The organism is Streptomyces sp. NPDC005803 (assembly GCF_040630435.1).
Classification (GTDB): Bacteria; Actinomycetota; Actinomycetes; order Streptomycetales; family Streptomycetaceae; genus Streptomyces.
This window is the reverse complement of record NZ_JBEXXO010000001.1, coordinates 328,247-350,001: the sequence shown is the minus strand read 5'-3', so window position 1 is coordinate 350,001 and position 21,755 is coordinate 328,247. Positions and strand designations below refer to the sequence as shown.

The following is a 21,755-nucleotide window of genomic DNA, read 5'->3' as shown; positions in this document are numbered from 1 at the left end:
GGACTCCCAAGGGGGCACTGTGACGGATACCCGGGGCCCTCAGCCCCAGTACGAGGGTTACGCGACCGGGCCGTTGCCCGGTGAGCGGGAACCCGCACCGGGCCAGGCGGGCCCGTACCACCCGCCGCAGGCCTACCCCTCGCCTCCGGGCGGGACCCAGGGTGGCGGCCGGTCATACGGCGGGCCGCAGGGCGCTGTAGCGGGCGCGGGAACGGCCCAGGCGACCCGCAAGGCCCGGACGGGGGCGCGGACCACTCCGCGTACCCGTAAGGCGCGTCTGCGGGTGGCCAAGGCGGACCCGTGGTCGGTGATGAAGGTCAGCTTCCTGCTGTCCATCGCCCTCGGCATCTGCACGGTCGTCGCGTCGGCGGTGCTGTGGATGGTGATGGACGCGATGGGCGTCTTCTCCACCGTGGGCGGCACGATCAGCGAGGCGACCGGTTCGAACGAGGGCAACGGCTTCGATCTGCAGTCGTTCCTGTCGCTGCCGCGGGTCCTCATCTTCACCTCGGTCATCGCGGTGATCGACGTGGTGCTGGCGACCGCGCTGGCGACGCTGGGCGCCTTCATCTACAACCTGTCGGCCGGCTTCGTGGGCGGTGTCGAGCTCACCCTGGCCGAGGACGAGTAGCGGCGCGGGTATCGATTTTGGGACTGGCCCCGACGTGCGCTAATCTTCTTCACGTCAGCGCGACACAAAAGCGCGGCGGGGCTATAGCTCAGTTGGTTAGAGCGCATCCCTGATAAGGATGAGGCCACAGGTTCAAATCCTGTTAGCCCCACCAGCACGAAGGCCCCTCACCGGAGACGGTGGGGGGCCTTCGTCGTACGGACCCGGCGCACGGTGGAGCGACGCGTCATCGGTTCCTACTCCCTCGGGGCAGAGGCAGGGCGACCCCGCGACGGGAAGCAGAGCCCCCGGTGCACGGTGATCGTGCCGCCGGCCCCGGACGCCCCGTGGATCGCCAGGCGTTCTCCGTCCCCTGGTGCGACCGGCTCGCCGCAGCGATCGCACCTCATCGGCGCACCCGCGCCTCCCGGCCCGGGGCCCGGCCTCGTCGTCATGGCCGTCCCTTCGGACAGGTCCGGCAACTGCGAGGGAACCAGCGGACCACCGACCCGTGTGCCTCGGTCAGGCGCGGACCGAGGTCGCGGACCGCCCCGGTGTGCAGGGCGGTGCCGCAGAAGACGCAGTGCACGCCCCGCTGCTGCTGGGAAGACAGTCCCGAGACGGGCGGCAGCGCGACGAGCCGCCTGTCGGGCGGGGCGCCCGGGGTGGAAGGATGGCGCATGGTCGGTCTCCTGGTGATCTCAGGTTTCTGACTGGCCCCGGCCACATGGAGGTGCGAACTCCGGGCCGGGGCCCTTGTGTTGCTACGGGACCGTTGGTCGGCCTCGCGAGAACGAAGTTAAACCCCGGGCTTGATTGCGTCAAGCCCGGGGTTTACAGTCGTGTTGGCCGCGCCGCAGGAGGGAGCGCGGGAATGGCGAATGACCCTGAGCAGGTCGAGCAGGTGAAACGCCTGGTGGAAGCCATCGCGGCTTTCGAGGACATCGAGGACGACGAGGCTTGCGCCTTGGCCGTGTCGCGGGCGCTGGAGAACTGGCCCGGCTACCAGATGAAGCTGCGAGAGCTACGACAGCAGCGTGTCAACGCTCTCAAGAAGCAAGGCAGGACATGGAGGGAAATCGGGCAGCTCCTCGGAGGCGTCTCCGCTGCCCGCGCTCAGCAGATCGGCAAGGGGATGAGCGGGGCCCAGCGGCGGCGAGCCGACCGGGAAGCGCAAGGGCCCACTGCCGGATGAGTACGGCCGAGCGGTGTAGAGACCGCCCGGCCGTGGTGACCAGAGGGGTGATGACCCGCTGATCAGTGATCCGTCCCACAAAAAGAAGGAATCGCCCTCGATCGTACGGTCGGTACCCGCGTGGTGACCACTCCCACGCCCCTGAGCCGTCCGGGACGGCTCCGCCCCCTGTGATCCCCGCGGCCCCGCCGGCCGCCCTCCCCCCGGGACCGTGATGCGCCACCCCACCGGCGCGGCTTCGTGCTGCGCTTCTCCGTCATGCCCGGATCCGGCATGGGCCCCCGTCCCCCGCGCCCTCCAGGAGCTCGACGCGACGGCTTCCCGGCGTGCCCGGCCGGGCCCCTGGCTGCGTGCGGTGGTGTGGCTCGTCGAGGCGGGCGTACATCGCAGGGCAGGGGCGACGACGCTGGCCGTCGCGCGCGATCTGGCCGGACGGATGGACTACCGGCTCGGGTTCGTGCTGTACGACCTCGAAGGCACCGCTGACCGGTGCGGGGTGTCGGCGGCGACGGTGAAGCGCCATGTCCGGGTTCTGCGGGAGCTGGGCGCGCTGGTGTGGCAGCGGCACGGGACGAAGCGGAACCTCCACCTGCCCGGTCGCCGGTACGCGGGCACGGCGACGATCTACGCCGCCACGATTCCGGCGGGGTACGACGCGGCGATGGGGCACCGACTGGAGGGCGCCGGATACGGGGCGCGGGTGTGCGGCGTGACGGACGCGGGCCGGGGCCGTGCGGTGGGGACCGCACAGGCGAAGTCCCGGCCCGTGGACAACCCACCTGTGGCGCGCCGCGGTTCAGGCGGCCGTGCGCCCCATTCTCCAGGGCCCCACCACGACCTACGCAAGGCTGAGATGAGGGGGAAGGTGAACTACACCTCGCGTAGGCGCGCGACGGCTCCGACTCGGCAGGGCGCCACCCGCGGGAGCCGCCGGTCCCCGCTCCAGGTCGCCCGGGACATCGCGATCGCCCGGCAGGTGCGTCCGCTCGTCGGCTGGACCCAGCACGAGGATGTGCGTCGCCTCGCGTACGCGCTGCGGCCGTTCATCGACCGGGGCCTCGACGCCCGTGACATCGCGGCTGAGCTCTACGGCCTGGTCATCGGGCGGCGGCCGGCCCGCCCGGCGGCCCTCATCATCGCGGCCGTGGCCCGCGCACGGGAGATGTCCGTGGGGCACGGCGGTGTGAACCCGCCGGAGGCGTTCCGCCGGGCCGTGGCCGACGTACGGGAGTCGATGGCCGGGGAGCCGTCGGGGGGCGCGTGCGCGGCGGACGCCGAGGGTGTGCCGTGCGGGGTCGAGGGGCTGACGCGTGCGGAGGTCGTCCAGTTACGGTCGGCCGCGGCGACGGACCCCGGCCTGGTGCTCGCCGCCCTGGAGAACCTCGGCGAGCGGGACACCCGTCGTCTCTACACGAACCGGCTCGTCGACGAGGTGGTGCGGTCCGCGTCCAGCGGGGTGCGCCCTGGAGGTGACGCGCGGGGACGGCGGGCCGTGGACGTGCGGACATGAAGAAGGCCCCTGCCGGGGAATCCCGGTCCAGGGGCCTCGCGGTGTCAGCCGCCGCGCTCTCAGGGTGGGAGGGGAACCCCGTCCTGGGCCGGTGCGTCGCCGAGGGGAGCGCGGGTGGCGTGCGTGGCGCGGGCGGTGGCCGAGGTGTCCGGGGCGAGCTGCCGGGTGGCGGGTGAGGAGCCGTGGGCCTCGGCGTGGATGCGCTGCTTCATCGTGGGCGGCAGCGCCCGGTCACGCGGAAGGGTCCATCGCACCGACGGAGCGGCCGGGGTTGCGGTGGTCGCGCCCCTGTGCTCGTGGCTCGTGGCCGTCGGCTCCGTGACCGTGGCTTCCGTGGCCGCCGCGGCGGGGCTGGCGAGGCCCAGCGAGGCGAGGAGTGCGAAGAAGGCGGTGATGAAGGCGGTCCAGATGCTCTTGGCCTTGAAGGTGCTCATGGCCCCTCACTTTCAGGTGGTCCGGTTTGCTTACCTTTCTGATGATGTGGATCCGGCTCGCGATTTCATGGACCGACGCCGCCGATATGCCGTTCTTCAGATGAACACCACTCGTATGGTGCAACCGGCCCCGAGGAGTGGTGTCCGGGGCTGCTCGGGCCGCCTCCCGGCGGCCGCCGACGCCCGGCGTCCGTCGATGCACACTCCTGCGGCGATCGCTCTTCGGTAAGCGCCAGTTGGGTTGCGGGGAGGTCACCGGTCGATATCGGCCGATGTGTATAGTCGGGCAGCAGAACTCCCCAATGCCAAGGAAAGACGAGGTCGCGCGGTGAAGAAGCTTCTCCTGGTCGCACTGGCCGCCATCGGCGGGCTCCTCGTGTACCGCCAGATCCAGGCGGATCGCGCCGAGCAGGATCTGTGGACGGAGGCGACTGACTCCGTGCCCGCAGGTTCGGGTGTGTGAGACGGAACAGCCTGTCGCGGGCCCCGGTCGCTGATGCGGCCGGGGCTTCGTGCTGTTGCGGGACCGTGACGCCTGTGCTCTTGAGTTCACCTAAGCGAATAATTAGGTTGCTTGAGCAAAGAGTCTGGGGTCGCGGGGTGCGGGAGGGGCAGGATGGACCCGCGTCGCGGCCGCTGCCGGGGGCGGCCCTCCTGGCCGCGCCGGCCGCCGTGGCCGTACAGCTACGCAGCCGCTGCGGGGCAGCCGCACGGACGACGAGGGGAAGCGCGTGATGAGGCAGCGCAGCAGGGGCCGGGTAGCGCTGGCCGCACTCGCGGCGATGTGCGCGGTGGCGGCGCTGCCGGGCCACGCGTACGCGGACGAGGGGGCCGCCGCGTACACCTTCGATCCGGGTGCGAAGGCGGTGAGCGGCACCGAGGTCAACACCGATGCGGCGGAGCTCAAGGCCGGTACGGTCTACAAGAGTTCGATCAAGGTCGGTCAGAAGCTCTACTACCGCCTGAATCTCGACGCGACGACGAACGCGTACGTCTCGGCCGTCGTCGTGCCCAAGGCCGGTGTCGAGGTCGCGTACGGAGACGGCATCACCATCAGCGTCAGGGACAGTTCTGACCTGCGGTGCAGCTCCGAGGACGCCCGTTTCGAGTCCGCGGAGTACCCGCGTCCGATCGCCGCGTACGCCTACCGCGTCGTCGAGAAGGGCAGCAGCACCTGTCAGGACGCCGGTACGTACAACGTCCTGGTCGAGCGGGAGAGCAAGGAGACCTCGGATCCGCAGGACTGGGATCTGGAACTGCGGTACGCGTCGGAGCCGAGAATCGGCGGGGACACTGCGATGCCGACCGAGGCCCCGGAGGACTGGCCGTCCACATCGCCGGCACCGCCCACGCCGGCCACCGACAACCGCAGGCAGGGCGGCACGGGCTACTACGACGCCACGAGCCTGGAGACGGGCGAGTGGAAGGCCGAGATCACCCCGGGGCAGACGCTCTTCTACCGGATCCCGGTGGACTGGGGACAGCAGATCTTCACCGCGGCCGGCCTCGGCAACAGCACGGGCACCGGTGAGAACGCCTTCGTCGGCAACGCGTTGGCGCTGTCGCTCGACAACCCCGCCCAGGGCCACGTCGACGACGCGTCGCCCATGTCGTACGCGGGCAAGCCGGCCTCCGTCTCCCTCGACCCGGTGCCCCCGGTGGCGTACGAGAACAGGTTCGCCTCCAGCAGCAGTGTGAGCGCCATGCGCTTCGCGGGGTGGTACTACCTGTCCGTCTCGCTGAGCCCGAAGGTCGGCGAGGCCTACGGGGACAAGCCGTTCCCGCTGACCCTGTCGGTCAGGGTCGAGGGCAAGGCCGGCAAGACGCCGTACGAGGGCGACGCCGGGATCTTCGCGGTCACGGAGAACGACAAGGACCTGGCCAGGAGCGGCCGGAGCGGTCCCCAGGCGGCCGAGAGCAGGAGCGACACCATGAAGCTGGTGGGAGCGGCCGGGATCGGCGCGGGCACGGTGCTGGTCCTCGCGCTGGGCGCGTGGACGCTGCTCGCGCGTCGCCGCGCGGCCGGCGCCGCGCCCGCCGGTGGACAGCAACCGCCGTACGGAGGGCCGCCGCAGGCCTGGTAGCCGGGCAGCGGGTCCCGGCCGGGACCCGCTCAGGCCTGGGTCAGCGCCCAGATGCCGACGGCGAAGCAGATCAGCGCCACCAGCAGCACCGGGACCGCCACCTTCAGGGGCGGTCCCGGACGCGTCAGCGGTGCGTGCGCTGCCGCCGCCGGGGCGGGCGCGTGCGAGGCCATCGCGGGCTGCGGGTGCTGGGCGGTGTAGGCGCGGGTGAGCGGCTGTTCGTGCCGCACCGCCGCGGTGGGCGTCTGCGAGGGGTCCGGTACGGCGGCGGGGGAGGGAGCCGCCGTACGGTCCGCCGGGGGGAACGCCTCAGCGGCGGGCTGCTGCGGGGGCGGGGGGAGGTGGAAGCTGCCCGTCTCGGACATCGCGGTGGGAGGCGGTGCGTAGGACTGCTGCGGGGCGTACGGCTGTGGCGCGTAGGGCTGCGGGGCGTAAGGCTGCTGCCCCGGGGCCCGTTGCCGTGCCGAGGCCGGCTGCTCCGGGGCCTGCTGCTGTGCTGCCCGCTGTCCTGCTGTCTGCTGCCCGGTGGCCTGATGCCCGGAGGGCTGTGGCCCGACGGCTTCGGGGGCCTCGGCCTGGGGGGCGCGCTCGGGGCCTGCGGGGCCGAATCCGGCGGGCAGCGGACCGATCTGGTCGAAGACCTCCACCGGCTCGTCGTCGGGTCCGGGCTCGGGCAGCATCTCGGCGGCGGCCGTCAGGGCCTTGCGCGCGCCCGTGGCCGTACGGAAGCGGGCCTGGGGGTCCGGCTGCAGCAGCCCCGCGAGGACCTGCCACAACGGCTCGGGGATGCCCTGCGGGGCACCGGGCGTCCCGTACGAGACGAAGTGCTCGACGAGGGCCTGGGAGTCGGGCTTCTGGCCCTGCAGCAGATACAGGGCGACGAGGCCGACCGCGAAGAGGTCCGCGGGGAAGTCCGGCTCGGCGCCCATCATTTGCTCGGGCGCGAAGTAACCCGGCGTGCCCACCACGTAGTTCGTCTCGGTGAGCCGGGGCTCGCCCTTGCGCATGGAGATCCCGAAGTCGGACAGCCGCAGGTGCGGCCGGCCGGTTCCGGTGGCCTCCATCAGGATGTTGGCGGGCTTGATGTCCCGGTGCACGACCCCTTCGGCGTGCACCGTCGACAGCCCCGAGAGCAGCTGGTCGAGCAGGGTGCAGACGAAACGCGGGGGCAACGGGCCGTAGTCACCGATGACATGGGCCAGCGAACCGCCGCTCACCAGGTCCATGGTGAACAGGACCTTGTCGTCGTCCGCCGCCCAGCTCGCCGGGGCGAGCACATGCGGATGCTCGATCCGCAGCGCCTGCTCGCGCACGAAGCGCAGGAGCGTGTGCGCGTCGCTCTGCTGGAGGACCTTGGCCGCCACGTAACGGCGGCGCCGGTGATCCCAGGCACGCCAGACCGCACCGACCCCGCCGCGTCCGATCGGATCGATCAGTTCGTACCGACCAGCGAATACCTCACCCATTGCGCTGCGCCCGCTCCCCGTCCCTGTCTCGGCCCGTGCGTATGCCTGTGCCCGTGTCCGGAGACGGATGCTCCGGCTGCCGGGCGGGTGCCCGGCCGGTCCGCCCGGCTAGTGCCGCGGCAGCCAAGGTGCGCCCCGTCGGGCAAACCTTGACTGACGCGGCACTAGCTCTGGTGGCCCTCGTAGTGCGCCACCGCGTCCGAGGTGCGTCCCGCGCCGTACACCCTGAGGAACTCTGCCAGTTCGGGGTGGGCCGGGGCGAGGGAGTCGGCGGCATCGATGATCTCGCCGGCGGCCGCGACGGACCGCAGCAGCGACTGGATCTCGCGGACCACCCGGCGCACGGTGGGGGCGCCGCCGGTGGTCGTGGTCTGGCCGGTGCCGGTGAGCACGGATCCCCCCTGGGACTTCTTGATCTCTTCCATGCGGTCGGTGGCCTCTCCGGCGCTGACGCTGCCGTCCGCCACCTGACCGGACAGTTCCTGGAGCGCCTGGACGCGCTGGACGACCGCGGGGTTCCCGATCTTCGCCCGCTGGCCGCTCATGAGCTGGGAGAGCATGGGGGCGGACAGCCCGAGCACCGCGGCGAGCCGGGCCTGGTTCAGCCCGAGGTCATCTATCAGCCGGCGGAAGAGCGCGCCGAGCGGCTCCCCGTACCAGCTGCGCTGGAGATCCCTGGCTCTGGCCGTTGCCTCTTGCTGCGCTGCATCCATGGCGTCTCCCCTTCGCTGCGGCTTCGCTGCTGCGAACCTCGACGAGCATCTTACGGAGAGTGGTTGCCGACCGGGAGTCCCTATCTTTTTGGAGTATTCACGGGGTGACCCGGTACTCTGGTCTGCGGCGGTGGCCCTCGGCACAGGGTGTCGGGTGCTGCTTGCTTTTCGGGGCCTTAGCTCAGTTGGTAGAGCGCTGCCTTTGCAAGGCAGATGTCAGGAGTTCGAATCTCCTAGGCTCCACGTGATCAGGCCCCTCCGAGCCGCGAAACCGCAGCTCAGAGGGGCCTTTTTGATGCCATCGCGCCGACGCCGAACGGGCGCCGGAAGACCTGGGGGGTCTTCCGGCGCCCGTTCGGCGTCCGGTCCGGCTGCGGGCCGCCGGCCGGAGGCCGGTCGGCAACAGGTCAGAGGCGGGTCAGCGGCAGGTCAGGGGCGGTCGTCCGGCTCCTGGCCGTCCAGTCCCTCCGCCTCGGCATCGGACTGCTTGGCCTGGACCTCCGGGTCCAGGATCGTCCGGTCGCTGCCGTCGACCGAAGCCAGCGGGTCACGGTCGTCGACCTCCGTGGGAGCGGGGGGCTCGACCAGCCAGTCCGGGTTGGCCTGCTTGTCCCACCATTTCCACACGGCATAGGCGCCACCCGCCAGGAGGCCGGCCACGGCCAGCCCCTTGAACGCGCGGCCACACTTGGCCCGCCGTTCGTGCTTCCGCGTCAGCTTCCTGATCTCCTTCGCCGTGACCTGCCCGCGCAGAGCGGCCAGTGCGGCCGCGCTACGGGCGGTGGCCTCCGCGGCCATGGGCTGGGCGGCGGCGATGGCGTGCTCGACGCGGGGGACGGTGTAGTCCGCGGCGCTCCGGGCGGTCTGGCGGCTGAGCAGCGCGGCGCTGCGGGCTGCCTCGTCGACCTTGGGGGGTACGTGGGCACGGGCGAGTTCGATACGTGGGGCGAGGTGCGCGTCGTACTGGACGCGGGCCTGCTGAGCTGCCTTCGACACCTTCGGCGCGAGCAGTGTGCGGGCCTCGTGCGCATAGTGAACGGCCTGCTCCTTGGCCGAGTCGGCGTAGGGCGCCACCACTACCGCGGCGTGCTGCACGCTGTCCCTCGCCGAGTCGGTTGCGGCACGCACGCTGTCGATGCGGGTCACGGGATCCTCCTCCTTGGTGGCGGGTAGATACTCCGCCTTTCCACCCAGTTCGAGATCATGCCTGCAGGGGACCTGTGCGGCACGCGGGGCGGGCATCCGGGTCATTCCGGCCGAACAAGGATGCCTCGGGGCAAGCGGGTGCAAGGGGAGCCTGTCGATGAGAATGCCACGGTTCGGCCCGCCACGCGCCGGTTCGTCACGCACTTGGCCGCATTTGTACCCGCGTCGTCGATGGGGGCCGGTGGAGAAGCCGCAGGCGGGCGGCCCTCAAGGGGGCGCAATGGTGCAGTGGCGCTGCGCGGCGCAGCCGGGCCGGGCGTCGGGCGGGGTGGTCCGTGCGAGGATCGGCTGACGTCAGATCAGACTTAGGGAAGGCAGACCGTGGCCGAGCAGCTTTACGCCACCTTGAAGACCAATCAGGGCGACATCGAGATCCGGCTTCTGCCGAACCACGCGCCCAAGACGGTCAAGAACTTCGTCGAGCTCGCCACCGGTGAGCGCGAGTGGACCCACCCCGCGACCGGGGCCAAGTCCAAGGACCGGCTCTACGACGGCACCGTCTTCCACCGGGTCATCAGCGGCTTCATGATCCAGGGCGGCGACCCCCTGGGCAACGGCACCGGCGGCCCGGGGTACGAGTTCGGTGACGAGTTCCACCCCGACCTCGCCTTCACCAAGCCGTACCTGCTGGCGATGGCCAACGCCGGCCCGGGCACCAACGGCTCGCAGTTCTTCGTGACGGTGTCGCCGACCGCGTGGCTGACCGGCAAGCACACCATCTTCGGTGAGGTCGTGGACCCGGCGAGCCAGAAGGTGGTGGACACCATCGCGGCCACCCCGACCAACGCGCGCACCGACCGCCCGGTGCAGGACGTGGTCATCGAGTCGGTCGTCGTCGAGAAGCGCTGATCGCCTGCCGTCACCGCCCGGTCACGCTCCGGTCCGCCCGTCGGGAACCAACCGCCCTGTCCGTCCGTATTTCATAGGAGAGCGGACGCGCGGGGCGGTGCCTCGCGCACTGCCGCCACGACGAGGACCGAGGGGGCCGGGAAGTGAGGGGACCGATGGACCAGCAGCCGCCGGGCGGCCAGGACCCGAGTCCGCCGGCCGAAGGCCGGGTCAGCTGTTACCGCCACCCGGGCCGTGAGACGGCGATCCGCTGCACCCGCTGTGAGCGCCCGATCTGCCCCGACTGCATGGTCAGCGCCTCGGTCGGCTACCAATGCCCGGACTGCGTGCGCCAGGGGTCCGGTACGGGCCACCACCCGGCCCCCCGTCAGCCGCGTACGCTCGCCGGCGGCGCGATCGCGGCCGACCCCCGGCTGATCACCAAGATCCTGCTGGGGATCAACCTCGCCGTGTTCGTCGCGGCGCTGGCCGACAAGGCGCTGATCGACGATCTGGTGCTGCTGGGACGCGCCAACTTCTACTTCGGCGGTCCGCCCGAGGGCGTCGCCGAAGGGCAGTGGTACCGGCTGGTGACGTCGATGTTCCTGCACCAGGAGGTGTGGCACATCGCCTTCAACATGCTGGGGCTGTGGTGGCTCGGCGGCCCGCTCGAAGCGGTCCTCGGACGGGTCCGCTATCTCGCGCTCTATCTGCTCTCGGGGCTGGCGGGCAGCGCCCTGACCTACTGGCTCGCCGAACCGAACCAGCCCTCGCTGGGTGCCTCGGGCGCCATCTTCGGCCTGCTGGGCGCCACCGTGGTGCTGATGCGCCGGCTGAACTACGACATGCGCCCGGTCTTCATGATCCTGGCGCTCAACCTGGTGATCACCTTCAACCCGTGGGGCGGGATCGCCTGGCAGGCGCATGTGGGCGGACTGGTCGCCGGCGTGCTGATCGGCATCGGCATGGTGCACGCGCCCCGTGAGAGACGGAATCTCGTGCAGCTCGGCACCTGTGCCGTGGTCCTGGGCGTGGTGCTCCTGGTCGTGGTCGCCAGAACGGCCGCGCTGACGTAGGTGGTCTCGTCGGCGTCAGCGGCCCCGCCGCGCACATGCCGTTCGCCCGTTTTGGACCGTTTGTGATCGAAGTTGTCCACAGCTTGTACGCGATCTTGTGTACGGAGTGGGTATAACTGTGCCCCTTGCCGCTGAGCTGGGTTTTTCCAGCGGGGCAAGGGGCGTGCCGCCCGATTCGCGGGGCGGCTGCAGTCATACCGGCGTCAACAGCCGAGGAGTTATCCACAGATCGTCTGACCTTTTCCCCCGCCTGTGGATAACGCTGTGGGTAACTCAGGGCAGGGGTTGCGGGACGGGTACCCGCTGTGGTCCTACGCGGTCGGCGCGGTTACTTCCACTGGGTCGAGACGCCGAAGCCTCCGGCGATGAAGCCGAAGCCGACGACGATGTTCCAGTTCCCCAGCGAGTCGATCGGCAGATCGCCGTCGGTCACGTAGAAAACGACGATCCAGGCGAGGCCGACCAGGAACAGCGCCAGCATCACAGGCGCCACCCAACTGCGGTTGGTCAGCTTTATGTTGGTCGCCTGCTTCGCCGGAGGGGGCGTGAAGTCGGCCTTCTTGCGGATACGTGACTTCGGCACGAGGAACTCTCCTGTCGATGCGCTGCGTGACCGCGCAGGGAACTGTGGCTGGCGCCGGGGGTGGGCGCGAGGGGGAATGCTGCCTCCCCGGGGCGTCCGTTAGCGTAGTGCTTCCGTGGCACCGAAGGAGATAAGGGTACGTTGAGCAATTCTGCCGACTCTCCCCCCGGGCCGGTCCGGGGCACCTTCCGGCATCCGGCCAAAGTGCTCACCGCTGCCGTTTTCGCCCTGGCCGGCCTCATCTTCGTCACCAGCGCCAATACCGCCAAGGGCACCAATATCCGTACGGACTCCTCGCTGCTGAAACTCTCCGATCTCATTCAGCAGCGCAGCGAGAAGAACGCCGCCCTGGACGGGTCCACCGCCTCCGTGCGCGAGGACATCGACACCCTCGTCCAGCGGGACGACGGCAGCACCAAGGCGGAGGACGCCAGGCTGAAGGCGCTGAAGCGCGCCGCCGGAACCGCCGAACTCTCCGGCCGGGGTCTCTCCGTCACGCTCGACGACGCCCCGCAGAACGCCACCGCGAGCCCCGGCTACCCCGACCCGCAACCCAATGACCTGGTCATTCACCAGCAGGACCTGCAGGCCGTCGTCAACGCGCTGTGGCAGGGCGGCGCCGACGGCATCAAGGTGATGGACCAGCGGCTGATCTCCACCAGCGCGGTGCGCTGCGTCGGCAACACCCTGATCCTGCAGGGCCGGGTCTACTCACCGCCGTACAAGATCACCGCCGTCGGTGACCCGGGGAAGCTGGAGCGGGCCCTGGACGCCTCCCCGGCGATCCAGAACTACCTGCTCTACGTGAAGGCGTACGGGCTCGGCTGGAAAGTCGACGAGCGCGAGGCGGTGACTCTTCCCGGCTACTCGGGCACAGTGGATCTCCACTATGCGGAGCCGGTGAAGTAGCGAGCAGCTGCGGGGAGGCCGACCGGTGTCGGTGCGACTGATCGTCAGGACGTTCAGCGAACTGTGCATCACGGCCGGGGCCCTGATCATCCTCTTCGTGGTCTACGTCCTGTTCTGGACCGGGGTGAAGGCCGCAGGCGCCACCGAGGGCCAGATCGACGACCTGCAGAACCGGTGGGCACGCGGAGCGGTGGCCGCGCCCGCACCCGCCCCCGTACCGTCCGCGTCGTCCCCCGCCTCCGATCCGCAGCCCTCCGCGCCGGCGCCCGCACCCGAGGCGTACCGCGACGGAAAGCCGTTCGCGATGCTTTACATACCCCGCTTCGGGAAGGGCTGGGAGTGGCCCGTCCTGGAGAACACGAAGGTCAAGACCCTGCAGAAGGGCCTCGGGCACTACCGGGGCAGCGCGGCGGCAGGCGCGAAGGGCAACTTCGCGGTGGCCGGGCACCGGCGCACCTACGGTGACCCGTTCAAGGACTTCCCGAAGCTGCGCCCCGGTGACGCGGTGCTGCTGACGGACGGGACGACGTGGTTCACGTACCGCATCGACAGGAAGCCCTACCGGACCGTGCCCAGCGACGTCGGCGTCATCGACCCGGTCCCCCGCAGGTCCGGCTACGACGGGCCCGGCCGCTATCTGACGCTGACCACCTGTGATCCCGAATGGGGCAGCAGCCACCGGCTGATCGCCTGGGCGCACCTGGACGCGACCCAGCCCGTGACCGACGGCAGGCCGGCGGCTTTCCACAGCTGACCCACGGCTCTCGGGGCAGGCTCTAGTCTGGTCCCGTACCGAATGGAGGGGTCAGCATGTACGGCTGGATCTGGCGGCATCTGCCGGGCAACGTGTGGGTGCGTGGGGTCATTTCGCTCGTGCTCGCCCTCGCGGTCGTCTACGTCCTCTTCCAGTACGTCTTCCCGTGGGCGGAGCCGCTGCTTCCGTTCGGCGACGTGACGGTGGACGGCACGAACGCGATGGGGGCGGTCCGATGAGCGCCCGCATCCTGGTCGTCGACAACTACGACAGCTTCGTCTTCAACCTCGTCCAGTACCTCTACCAGCTGGGCGCCGAGTGCGAGGTCCTCCGCAACGACGAGGTGACCACGGCCCACGCCCAGGACAGCTTCGACGGCGTCCTGCTCTCGCCCGGCCCCGGCACCCCCGAGCACGCGGGCGTCTGCGTCGACATGGTGCGGCACTGCGCGGCGACCGGCGTCCCGGTCTTCGGCGTCTGCCTGGGCATGCAGTCGATGGCCGTGGCGTACGGCGGCGTGGTGGGGCGCGCCCCCGAACTGCTGCACGGCAAGACCTCCCCGGTGCTCCATGAGGGCGAGGGCGTCTTCGCCGGGCTGCCCTCGCCGTTCACCGCGACCCGCTACCACTCGCTCGCCGCCGAACCGGACACGGTGCCCGAGGAGCTGGAGGTCACCGCACGGACGGCCGACGGCATCATCATGGGGCTGCGGCACCGGGAGCTGGCGGTCGAGGGAGTGCAGTTCCACCCGGAGTCGGTGCTCACCGAGCACGGTCATCTGATGCTGGCCAACTGGCTGGTGCGGTGCGGTGACACGGGAGCCGTCGAGAGGTCGGCGGGGCTCGCGCCGGTGGTGGGCAAGGCCGTCGCGTGACCCCACCCCGCCACGGATCCGACGCCCGGCAGGACGGCCCGTACGAACCGGGCGGGTCCGAGGCCGCAGGCGCGTTCGAGGCGGCGGTGGACCACCTGGCGGACCCGCTCAACGATCCGCTGCCGGGGCGGCACGCGTCGCCGTGGTTCCGGGCGGACAACGTCGAAGGGGCGCAGGCGGCCACGGGCGGCGGAGGAGCGGCGGGCGGGCCCGGTGCCGGGACGGCGTCGACGCAGGCGCCACGCGGGCCCCAGGCGGCCCAGGAGCCTCCGCGCGAGTGGTACGACCCCGAGGGCTACGAACGGGACTGGTACGGCCCTCAGGAGCCCGCACAGGCTTCGCCGGCCGCAGGGCCCAGGCCGCCGTCCGGGAAGCGCAGGCGGGCCGCAGGGCGTCCGTCGACCGCGGTGCCTCCGCCCGGTCCTGTGCCCTCGGCCGGTCCTGTGCCTTCGGCCGGTCCTGTGCCTTCGGCCGGTCCTGTGCCTTCGGCCGGTCCTGTGCCTTCGGCCGGTCCTGTGCCTTCGGCCGGTCCTGTGCCTTCTTCCGGCCCTGTGCCTTCGGCCCCTGCGGCGCCTTGGTCCGCGGAGCCTCCTCCTTCGGCCCGGCCCGTCGAGCCGCAACGCCCCGCCGAAGAGACGGTGGCGCTGCGGACGGTGGACGCCCGGCGCCTGGTCGACGTCGACCAGGCGGTGACGGCGACCCTGCCGGTGACCTCACCCCGCCCCGGCCCGGAGCGTGTTCCCGGGGCCGGTGGACCCGGGGGAGCCGAGGAGCCGGACAGCTCCGCCCCGGCCACCGGCGGACGGGCCGAGCGCCGCCGCGCGGCGGCCAAGGGCCGGGGCCGCAGGCGCGGGCAGCCGGGGGCCACGGCGGCGGGGGCCGACGATGCGGACGGAACACCCCCGAAGCCGATGTCGCGGGTCGAGGCGCGACGGGCGGCCAAGGCGGCCAAGGACAGCCCCGCGGTCGTCGTCAGCCGGGTCGTCGGCGAGCTGTTCATCTCGCTGGGCGTGCTGATGCTCCTGTTCGTCACGTACCAGCTGTGGTGGACGAACGTGCGTGCCGACCAGCTCGCCGGCAAGGAGACGCACAAGATCCAGGACGACTGGGCCAAGGGCAAGCGCAACCCCGGTGTGTTCGCCCCGGGGCAGGGCTTCGCCATCATCCACATCCCCAAACTCGACGTGGTCACGCCGATCGCCGAGGGCATCAGCAAGGAGAAGGTCCTCGACCGCGGGATGGTCGGGCACTACGGCGAGGACCCGCTGCGCACGGCGATGCCCTCCGACAAACAGGGCAACTTCGCGCTGGCCGGCCACCGCAACACGCACGGTGAGCCCTTCCGCTACGTCAACCAGCTGCGCCCCGGTGACCCGATCGTGGTCGAGACCCAGGACGCCTACTACACGTACGAGATGACGAGCGTCCTGTCCCAGACCTCGCCGTCCAACGTGTCGGTCATCAGCCCGGTACCGCCGCAGTCGGGGTTCAAGACGCCCGGCCGCTACATCACGCTGACGACCTGTACGCCCGAATTCACGAGTACGTACCGTTTGATCGTCTGGGGCAAGATGGTCGACGAACGGCCGCGCAGCAAGGGGAAGCCCGACGCGCTCCTGGACTGAGCGGGCCGACTGGGCCGAACGACATCACGACAGGGGCGGTGCGGTGGCAGCGAGGACCGAGGACGAAGAGCGGACCGGCGAGTCAGCGCCCCCGGCACGGCCCCGGGGCCGTCATCCCGTCGCGGCCGCCGTCAGCGTCTTCGGTGAACTCCTGATCACCGCGGGCCTGGTGCTCGGTCTCTTCGTCGTCTACTCACTCTGGTGGACGAACGTGCTCGCCGACCGCGAGGCCACCAAGCAGAGCCACACCGTCCGCGACCGCTGGGCCGACGGTCCGGGCGCGCTGGACACCAAGGACGGCATCGGCTTCCTGCACGTCCCGTCGATGAGGAACGGCGAGGTGCTCGTCAAGAAGGGCACCGACACCGAGAACCTCAACGACGGCATCGCCGGCTACTACACCGATCCGGTGAAATCCGCGCTCCCCTCGGACAAGGAGGGCAACTTCACCCTGGCCGCCCACCGCGACGGACACGGGGCGAAGTTCCACAACATCGACAAGGTGCGGACCGGGGACGCGATCGTCTTCGAGACCAAGGACACCTGGTACGTCTACAAGGTCTTCGAGGAGCTGCCCGAGACGTCGAAGTACAACGTCGACGTCCTCCAGGCGGTGCCGAAGGGCTCGGGCGCCACGAAGGCCGGCCGCTACATCACGCTGACGACCTGCACCCCCGTCTTCACGTCGAAGTACCGCTACGTCGTGTGGGGCGAGCTGGTGCGTACGGAGAAGGTCGACCGCGACCGTACGAAGCCGGCCGAGCTGCGCTGAACCCGTTCGCCGACGAAACAGGGCCCCGGTCACCGTGGAGGTGACCGGGGCCCTGCGCTGTGCGGGGGGCGCTAATGCCCGCCGCCGCCACCGAGGAGGTTGCCGTTCCCGTTCCCGTTCCCGCCGATGGTGCTGAGCGTGATGGTGGTGGTGGCCGGGTCGGCCTGGGTGCCCGGCTGCGGGTCGAGGCCGGTGACGATGGCGTTGTCGTCACCCGGGTTGCCTTCGGCGATCTGGATGTTCGTGAAGCCGGCCTGGGCCAGTTCCTGCCTGGCCTGGGACACCTTCTTCATCCTGACCTCGGGTACGGCGACCGTCGCGGGCTGCGTCGGGCCCTTGGACACCTGGAGGATGATCGGGGAGTCCTTGGCGATCCGCTTGTTGGCCTCCGGGCTCTGGCCGACGACCTCGCCCGCGGGCTTCTCGTTGTCGACCTCGTTCTTCGCGATGTTCGTGAAGCCGAGATTGGTGAGCTGCGCCAGCGCGGCGTCCCACGAGCGGCCGTCCACCGGAGGGAGCAGCAGGAGCTTCTCCGTCGCGATCGACAGCTTGACCTCGGAGTTCTTCTCGGCCTTGGCGTTGCCCTTCGGGGACTGCTCCACGACGGTGCCCGGTTCGGCGTCGGAGGACTCGACCGAGTTGACCGTGACCGTGAAGCCCTGCTCCTCGAGGACCTTGCGCGCGTTGGCCTCGGACTTCTCCGTGACGTCCGGGACGCTGACCTTCGGCGCGCCGCTGGAGACGAACACCGTGATGGTGTCGCCGTCGGAGACCTGCTCGTCCTTCGTCGGAGTCTGCCGGCAGATCTTGCCCGCGGGCTGGTCCTCGCACTCCTCTTCCGGGCCTGCCTTGACCACGGTGTTGGTGTTGTCGGCGAGCCGCTGGGCTTCCTTGAAGGTCGCACCGACCATGTTCGGCGCCTTGAAGGTGCCGCTGTCGCCACCGTCGCCGCCGAAGACGGACTTGCCGATGAGGACCGCGCCGATCAGCACCAGGATGCCCGCGATGACCAGCAGGATCGTCGAGGTGTTGCCCTTCTTCTGCCGGCGGCGGTCGGGGCGGTCGTCGTAGCCGTAGCCACCGTCGTCCGGGTTGACCGGCGGCAGCATCGACGTCTGGGCGCCGTTCGGGTCCGTGGGCCGCAGGGCGGTGGTGGGCTGGTCGTTGTCGTAACCGCCGTAGCCGCCGTAACCGGCCGCGCCCATCGCCGCGGTCGCCGCGACCGGCTGACCGTCGAGGCAGGCCTCGATGTCGGCACGCATCTCGTCGGCCGACTGGTAGCGGTAGTCGGGGTCCTTGGTGAGGGCCTTCAACACGATCGCGTCCATCTCGGGCGTGATCTCGGGGTCGAAGTTGCTGGGCGGCTGGGGCTCTTCCCGTACGTGCTGGTAGGCCACCGCGACGGGTGAGTCCCCGACGAACGGCGGCCGGACGGCCAGCAGCTCGTAGAGCAGGCAGCCGGTGGAGTACAGGTCGGAGCGCGCGTCGACCTGCTCGCCCTTGGCCTGCTCCGGGGAGAGGTACTGGGCGGTGCCGATGACGGCCGCGGTCTGGGTCATCGTCATGCCGGAGTCGCCCATGGCACGGGCGATGCCGAAGTCCATGACCTTGACCTGGCCGTTGCGCGTCAGCATGACGTTCGCCGGCTTGATGTCACGGTGGACGATCTGGGCCCGGTGCGAGTACTCCAGCGCCTGGAGGATCCCGACGGTCATCTCGAGCGTGCGCTCGGGCAGCAGTCTGCGACCGGAGTGCAGAAGCTCCCTGAGCGTCGACCCGTCGACGTACTCCATGACGATGTACGGGATCGAGACCCCGTCGACGTAGTCCTCACCGGTGTCGTAGACCGCGACGATCGCCGGATGGTTGAGCGAGGCGGCGGACTGGGCCTCACGGCGGAACCGGGCCTGGAAGGACGGGTCGCGGGCGAGGTCCGCCCGGAGCGTCTTCACAGCTACGGTGCGGCCGAGCCGGGTGTCGTGCGCGAGGTAGACCTCGGCCATGCCACCACGGCCGAGCACCGAGCCCAGCTCGTACCGGCCGCCGAGGCGACGCGGCTCTTCCATAACTGTTCCAGCCCTCTCCGTCAGTCCTGACCGCACCGGTGTGCGGTCCGGCGGTGTGCTGTTCGCGCTTACGCTACCGGCCGCGCACCAGCTGATCGGCCCGCAGGCGATACCTGATATCCGACCGGTATCCACCGGGGCGGATTTGGCGCCAGGTGTGAGCGGTGTCACTTCTTGCTGTCGATGACTGCCTTCATGACCGCCTTGGCGATGGGAGCCGCCAGACCACCGCCGGAGATGTCGTCGCGGTTGGCCTCGCCGTCCTCGACGACCACGGCGACGGCGACGGGGGAACCGCTGTCGGTCTTGGCGTACGAGATGAACCAGGCGTACGGCTTCTCGCTGTTGTTGAGGCCGTGCTGCGCGGTACCGGTCTTGCCGCCGACCGTGACGCCCCGGATCTTGGCGTTGCGGCCCGTGCCGTTCTCGACGACGGTCTCCATCATCTGCTGGAGCTTCTGGGCGTTCTCACCCGAGAGGGGCTGGCTGAACTGCTCCTTCTCGTGGGTGTAGACGGCGTCCAGGTCCGGCGCCTGCCGTTCGGCCACCATGTACGGCTGCATCAGCTTGCCGTCGTTGGCGACGGCGGAGGCGACCATCGCCATCTGGAGCGGGGTGGCGCGGTTGGACGCCTGGCCGATGCCGGCCATGGCGTTCTGCGGCCGGTTGTCCTTGGGGTACACGCTCGCGTCGGCGCGGACCGGACTGAAGATCTCCTTGTTGAAGCCGAACTTGTCGGCCTCGTCGATCATCTTCTGGTTGCCCAGGTCATCACTGATCTTGCCGAAGACGGAGTTGCACGACCAGCGCAGTGCCTCACGCAGCGAGGCGTTCTCGCACGGGATGTTGCCCTCGTTGTCGAGGTCCTGGCTCGTCTGCGGGAGGCGCCAGGGCAGTGGCGACTTCGTGTCCGCGTCGATGTCGGTGTAGAGCCCGTTCTCCAGGGCGGCGGCCGCGGTGACGACCTTGAAGGTCGAGCCGGGCGGGTAGGTCTCGCGCAACGCCCGGTTGAGCATCGGCTTGTCCTTGTCCTTCAGCAGCGACTGCCAGGCCTTGGTGTCGGCATCGGTGTTGCCCGCGAAGGTCGAGGGGTCGTACGAAGGGGTGCTGGCGAGCGCCAGGATGGCGCCGGTCTGCGGGTCGAGGGCGGCGACGGCGCCCTTCTTGTTGCCGAGTCCCTCGAAGGCGGCCTTCTGCGCCGCGCTGTTGAGGGTGGTGACGACGTTGCCGCCCTGCTTCTTCTCGCCGGTGAACATCGACATGGTGCGGTTGAAGAAGAGCTGGTCGTCGTTGCCGGTGAGGATGCCGTCCTCGATCTTCTCGAGCTGCGAGGCGTCGAACGCCTGCGACGAGTAGCCGGTGACGGGGGCCCACATGGGGCCGTCCTCCCAGACCCGCTTGTACTTGAAGTCGCCGCTCTTGGTCTCGACGGACCCGGTGACGGCCTTGCCGCCGTCCACGATGATGTTGCCGCGCTCGTGGGCGTACCGCTCGATGCGGACGCGGCGGTTCTCGTCGCGGGTGTTGAGCTCGTCGGCCTTCACGTACTGGAGGTAGTTGGTCCGTGCGAGCAGAGCGAAGATGAGGACGCCGCAGAAGATCGCGATCCGGCGCAGGGGCTTGTTCACGGGCGGACCACCTGGGTCATCTCGGCGTCGGAGGACGGGGCGGGGGCCGGTGCGGGGCGGCGGGCGGTGTCACTGATGCGGATCAGGAGCCCGATCAGCGCCCAGTTGGCGATCACGGACGAACCACCGGCCGCGAGGAAGGGCATCGTCATACCGGTCAGCGGGATGAGACCCATGACACCGCCGGCCACCACGAAGACCTGGATGGCGAAGGCGCCGGAGAGGCCGATCGCGAGGAGCTTGCCGAAGGGGTCGCGGGCGGCGAGCGCCGTGCGGACGCCGCGCTCGACGATGAGGCCGTAGATCAGCAGGACGGCCATCATTCCGGCGAGCCCGAGTTCCTCGCCGACGGTGGAGAGGATGAAGTCGGCGTTGGCGGCGAAGCCGATCAGGTCGGAGTGCCCCTGGCCCCAGCCGGTGCCCAGGGTGCCGCCCGACCCGAAGGACATGATGGCGTTGCCGATCTGCTCACAGGCGCCGTCCGTCTGGTAGCAGGCGAACGGGTCCATCCACGCGTCCACACGCTGCTGCACATGTGACTCGAACGTGGAGACCCCCACCGCTCCGGCCGCGGACATCAGCAGACCGAAGACGATCCAGCTGGTCCGCTCCGTCGCGACGTACAGCATGATCACGAAGAGGCCGAAGAACAGCAGCGACGTTCCCAGGTCGGTCTCGAAGACCAGGATCAGGATCGACAGCGCCCAGATGACGAGGATCGGCCCGAGGTCACGGCCCCGGGGCAGATACAGGCCCATGAAACGCCGGCTGGCCAGGGCCAGCGCGTCGCGCTTCACCATGAGGTAGCCGGAGAAGAAGACCGCGATGATGATCTTCGCGAACTCGCCGGGCTGGATGGAGAAGGGGCCCAGGCTCACCCAGATCTTCGCGCCGTTCACCGCGGGGAAGAACATCGGCATGATCAGCAGCACCAGCGCCGCCACCATGGAGATGTAGGTGTAGCGCTGCAGGATGCGATGGTCCTTGAGGATCATCAGCACCGCGACCAGCAGTGCCACGCCGATCGCCGAGTACATCAGCTGCTTGGGGGCGTCCGGGGTGTAGGCCCCGTACAGGGTTTCCGCCCGGTCGATCAGCCGCTGCGACTGGTCCAGCCGCCAGATCAGCACCAGCCCCAGCCCGTTGAGCAGCGTGGCCAGGGGGAGCAGCAGCGGGTCCGCGTACGGGGCGAACTTGCGCACCACGAGGTGGGCCACGCCGCCGAGCAGGACCAGGCCGAGTCCGTAGCCGAACATGCCGGACGGCAGTGAGCCGTCGATGGCGAGGCCCACGTTGGCGTAGGCGAACACCGAGATGGCGATGGCGAAGACCATCATCATCAGTTCGGTGTTGCGCCGGCTCGGTGCGTCGATCGCGCCGATCGTGGTCGTGTTGGTGACAACGCTCATGGTGCTGAAGGCC

The 21,755-nt window shown here is 70.1% G+C and carries 22 protein-coding genes and 2 tRNA genes; 15 read left to right on the top strand and 9 right to left on the bottom strand.

Annotated elements, in window-relative coordinates; genetic code table 11:
- Positions 1–19: 19 nt before the first annotated feature.
- Together ABZ454_RS01600 and ABZ454_RS01595 are read left to right on the top strand one after the other, a co-directional pair.
- Positions 20–631, top strand: coding sequence for a DUF3566 domain-containing protein (locus ABZ454_RS01600; RefSeq protein WP_356321078.1), 612 nt, complete (start codon positions 20–22; stop codon positions 629–631).
- Between the two features lie 77 nt (positions 632–708).
- Positions 709–785: transfer RNA gene (locus ABZ454_RS01595), tRNA-Ile, on the top strand.
- A 276-nt stretch (positions 786–1,061) separates the two neighbouring features.
- Here the strand turns inward: ABZ454_RS01595 and ABZ454_RS01590 are convergent.
- The gene (locus ABZ454_RS01590; protein ID WP_356321079.1) at positions 1,062–1,292 is read right to left on the bottom strand and encodes a hypothetical protein; all 231 of its coding nucleotides are present in this window, start codon (positions 1,290–1,292) and stop codon (positions 1,062–1,064) included.
- A gap of 192 nt (positions 1,293–1,484) precedes the next feature.
- Here ABZ454_RS01590 and ABZ454_RS01585 point away from each other — a divergent pair, with 192 nt between their 5' ends.
- Both ABZ454_RS01585 and ABZ454_RS01580 read left to right on the top strand, forming a co-directional pair.
- On the top strand, positions 1,485–1,805 hold the full coding sequence (locus ABZ454_RS01585; protein WP_356321081.1) for a hypothetical protein: 321 nt from the start codon (positions 1,485–1,487) through the stop codon (positions 1,803–1,805).
- A 355-nt stretch (positions 1,806–2,160) separates the two neighbouring features.
- Positions 2,161–3,315 (top strand): cell wall protein, encoded by a 1,155-nt coding sequence (locus ABZ454_RS01580; protein WP_359535588.1) that lies wholly within the window; start codon positions 2,161–2,163, stop codon positions 3,313–3,315.
- Positions 3,316–3,374: 59 nt separating this feature from the next.
- On the opposite strand, the gene ABZ454_RS01575 is transcribed toward ABZ454_RS01580, so the two are convergent.
- Positions 3,375–3,749 carry a DUF6344 domain-containing protein gene (locus tag ABZ454_RS01575; protein WP_359535586.1) on the bottom strand — a complete coding sequence of 125 codons (375 nt, stop codon included), beginning with the start codon at positions 3,747–3,749 and terminating at the stop codon, positions 3,375–3,377.
- 328 nt (positions 3,750–4,077) lie between these two features.
- On the opposite strand from ABZ454_RS01575, the gene ABZ454_RS01570 reads away from it, so the two are divergent.
- Together ABZ454_RS01570 and ABZ454_RS01565 are read left to right on the top strand one after the other, a co-directional pair.
- Positions 4,078–4,212 (top strand): DLW-39 family protein, encoded by a 135-nt coding sequence (locus tag ABZ454_RS01570; protein ID WP_003958712.1) that lies wholly within the window; start codon positions 4,078–4,080, stop codon positions 4,210–4,212.
- Between the two features lie 271 nt (positions 4,213–4,483).
- Positions 4,484–5,833, top strand: a complete 1,350-nt coding sequence (locus ABZ454_RS01565; RefSeq protein WP_359535584.1) for a hypothetical protein — start codon at positions 4,484–4,486, stop codon at positions 5,831–5,833.
- A gap of 29 nt (positions 5,834–5,862) precedes the next feature.
- Here ABZ454_RS01565 and ABZ454_RS01560 read toward each other — a convergent pair whose 3' ends face one another.
- Together ABZ454_RS01560 and ABZ454_RS01555 are read right to left on the bottom strand one after the other, a co-directional pair.
- A complete protein-coding gene (locus tag ABZ454_RS01560) occupies positions 5,863–7,299 on the bottom strand; it encodes a protein kinase (RefSeq protein ID WP_359535583.1) in 1,437 nt (478 codons plus the stop codon).
- Positions 7,300–7,463: 164 nt separating this feature from the next.
- Positions 7,464–8,012 carry a DNA-binding protein gene (locus tag ABZ454_RS01555; RefSeq protein WP_356321243.1) on the bottom strand — a complete coding sequence of 183 codons (549 nt, stop codon included), beginning with the start codon at positions 8,010–8,012 and terminating at the stop codon, positions 7,464–7,466.
- Between the two features lie 170 nt (positions 8,013–8,182).
- On the opposite strand from ABZ454_RS01555, the gene ABZ454_RS01550 reads away from it, so the two are divergent.
- Positions 8,183–8,255, top strand: a tRNA-Ala gene (locus ABZ454_RS01550).
- 186 nt (positions 8,256–8,441) lie between these two features.
- Here the strand turns inward: ABZ454_RS01550 and ABZ454_RS01545 are convergent.
- Positions 8,442–9,158 carry a DUF5324 family protein gene (locus ABZ454_RS01545; protein ID WP_356324976.1) on the bottom strand — a complete coding sequence of 239 codons (717 nt, stop codon included), beginning with the start codon at positions 9,156–9,158 and terminating at the stop codon, positions 8,442–8,444.
- Between the two features lie 381 nt (positions 9,159–9,539).
- Between ABZ454_RS01545 and ABZ454_RS01540 the strand changes: the two genes are divergently transcribed.
- Positions 9,540–10,067, top strand: coding sequence for a peptidylprolyl isomerase (locus ABZ454_RS01540; RefSeq protein ID WP_356324978.1), 528 nt, complete (start codon positions 9,540–9,542; stop codon positions 10,065–10,067).
- Between the two features lie 155 nt (positions 10,068–10,222).
- A complete protein-coding gene (locus ABZ454_RS01535; protein ID WP_356324980.1) occupies positions 10,223–11,122 on the top strand; it encodes a rhomboid family intramembrane serine protease in 900 nt (299 codons plus the stop codon).
- A 328-nt stretch (positions 11,123–11,450) separates the two neighbouring features.
- Here ABZ454_RS01535 and crgA read toward each other — a convergent pair whose 3' ends face one another.
- Positions 11,451–11,705 (bottom strand): cell division protein CrgA, encoded by a 255-nt coding sequence (gene crgA / locus ABZ454_RS01530; protein ID WP_356324982.1) that lies wholly within the window; start codon positions 11,703–11,705, stop codon positions 11,451–11,453.
- A gap of 141 nt (positions 11,706–11,846) precedes the next feature.
- Here crgA and ABZ454_RS01525 point away from each other — a divergent pair, with 141 nt between their 5' ends.
- Genes ABZ454_RS01525 through ABZ454_RS01500 form a run of 6 tightly spaced genes read left to right on the top strand, consistent with a single transcriptional unit; the run spans position 11,847 to position 16,639 of the window.
- Positions 11,847–12,614, top strand: coding sequence for a DUF881 domain-containing protein (locus ABZ454_RS01525; protein WP_356324984.1), 768 nt, complete (start codon positions 11,847–11,849; stop codon positions 12,612–12,614).
- Between the two features lie 25 nt (positions 12,615–12,639).
- Complete coding sequence (locus ABZ454_RS01520; protein WP_359535579.1) at positions 12,640–13,368, top strand: class E sortase; 729 nt, start codon at positions 12,640–12,642, stop codon at positions 13,366–13,368.
- A 56-nt stretch (positions 13,369–13,424) separates the two neighbouring features.
- A complete protein-coding gene (locus tag ABZ454_RS01515; RefSeq protein ID WP_356324988.1) occupies positions 13,425–13,607 on the top strand; it encodes a hypothetical protein in 183 nt (60 codons plus the stop codon).
- Complete coding sequence (locus ABZ454_RS01510) at positions 13,604–14,242, top strand: aminodeoxychorismate/anthranilate synthase component II (protein WP_359535577.1); 639 nt, start codon at positions 13,604–13,606, stop codon at positions 14,240–14,242. Before ABZ454_RS01515 ends, ABZ454_RS01510 begins: the two co-directional genes overlap by 4 nt.
- Positions 14,239–15,867, top strand: a complete 1,629-nt coding sequence (locus tag ABZ454_RS01505; protein WP_359535574.1) for a class E sortase — start codon at positions 14,239–14,241, stop codon at positions 15,865–15,867. The genes ABZ454_RS01510 and ABZ454_RS01505 overlap by 4 nt, the downstream gene beginning before the upstream one ends.
- 43 nt (positions 15,868–15,910) lie before the next feature.
- Positions 15,911–16,639 (top strand): class E sortase, encoded by a 729-nt coding sequence (locus ABZ454_RS01500; protein ID WP_356324993.1) that lies wholly within the window; start codon positions 15,911–15,913, stop codon positions 16,637–16,639.
- 71 nt (positions 16,640–16,710) lie between these two features.
- Here ABZ454_RS01500 and pknB read toward each other — a convergent pair whose 3' ends face one another.
- From pknB to ABZ454_RS01485, 3 genes are all read right to left on the bottom strand, one after another.
- Entirely contained in the window at positions 16,711–18,705 is a 1,995-nt protein-coding gene (pknB, locus tag ABZ454_RS01495; RefSeq protein ID WP_356324994.1) for a Stk1 family PASTA domain-containing Ser/Thr kinase, read from the bottom strand.
- Between the two features lie 167 nt (positions 18,706–18,872).
- Complete coding sequence (locus tag ABZ454_RS01490) at positions 18,873–20,333, bottom strand: penicillin-binding protein 2 (RefSeq protein WP_356324996.1); 1,461 nt, start codon at positions 20,331–20,333, stop codon at positions 18,873–18,875.
- Complete coding sequence (locus tag ABZ454_RS01485) at positions 20,330–21,742, bottom strand: FtsW/RodA/SpoVE family cell cycle protein (protein WP_356324999.1); 1,413 nt, start codon at positions 21,740–21,742, stop codon at positions 20,330–20,332. Before ABZ454_RS01485 ends, ABZ454_RS01490 begins: the two co-directional genes overlap by 4 nt.
- Positions 21,743–21,755: the final 13 nt, after the last annotated feature.

Coding starts and splice junctions, on each gene's coding strand:
- ABZ454_RS01590 (WP_356321079.1), bottom strand. CDS start 1,292: ATGCGCCATCCTTCCACCCCGGGCGCCCCGCCCGACAGGCGGCTCGTC.
- ABZ454_RS01585 (WP_356321081.1), top strand. CDS start 1,485: ATGGCGAATGACCCTGAGCAGGTCGAGCAGGTGAAACGCCTGGTGGAA.
- ABZ454_RS01575 (WP_359535586.1), bottom strand. CDS start 3,749: ATGAGCACCTTCAAGGCCAAGAGCATCTGGACCGCCTTCATCACCGCC.
- ABZ454_RS01565 (WP_359535584.1), top strand. CDS start 4,484: ATGAGGCAGCGCAGCAGGGGCCGGGTAGCGCTGGCCGCACTCGCGGCG.
- ABZ454_RS01560 (WP_359535583.1), bottom strand. CDS start 7,299: ATGGGTGAGGTATTCGCTGGTCGGTACGAACTGATCGATCCGATCGGA.
- ABZ454_RS01555 (WP_356321243.1), bottom strand. CDS start 8,012: ATGGATGCAGCGCAGCAAGAGGCAACGGCCAGAGCCAGGGATCTCCAG.
- ABZ454_RS01535 (WP_356324980.1), top strand. CDS start 10,223: ATGGACCAGCAGCCGCCGGGCGGCCAGGACCCGAGTCCGCCGGCCGAA.
- ABZ454_RS01515 (WP_356324988.1), top strand. CDS start 13,425: ATGTACGGCTGGATCTGGCGGCATCTGCCGGGCAACGTGTGGGTGCGT.
- ABZ454_RS01510 (WP_359535577.1), top strand. CDS start 13,604: ATGAGCGCCCGCATCCTGGTCGTCGACAACTACGACAGCTTCGTCTTC.
- pknB (WP_356324994.1), bottom strand. CDS start 18,705: ATGGAAGAGCCGCGTCGCCTCGGCGGCCGGTACGAGCTGGGCTCGGTG.
- ABZ454_RS01485 (WP_356324999.1), bottom strand. CDS start 21,742: ATGAGCGTTGTCACCAACACGACCACGATCGGCGCGATCGACGCACCG.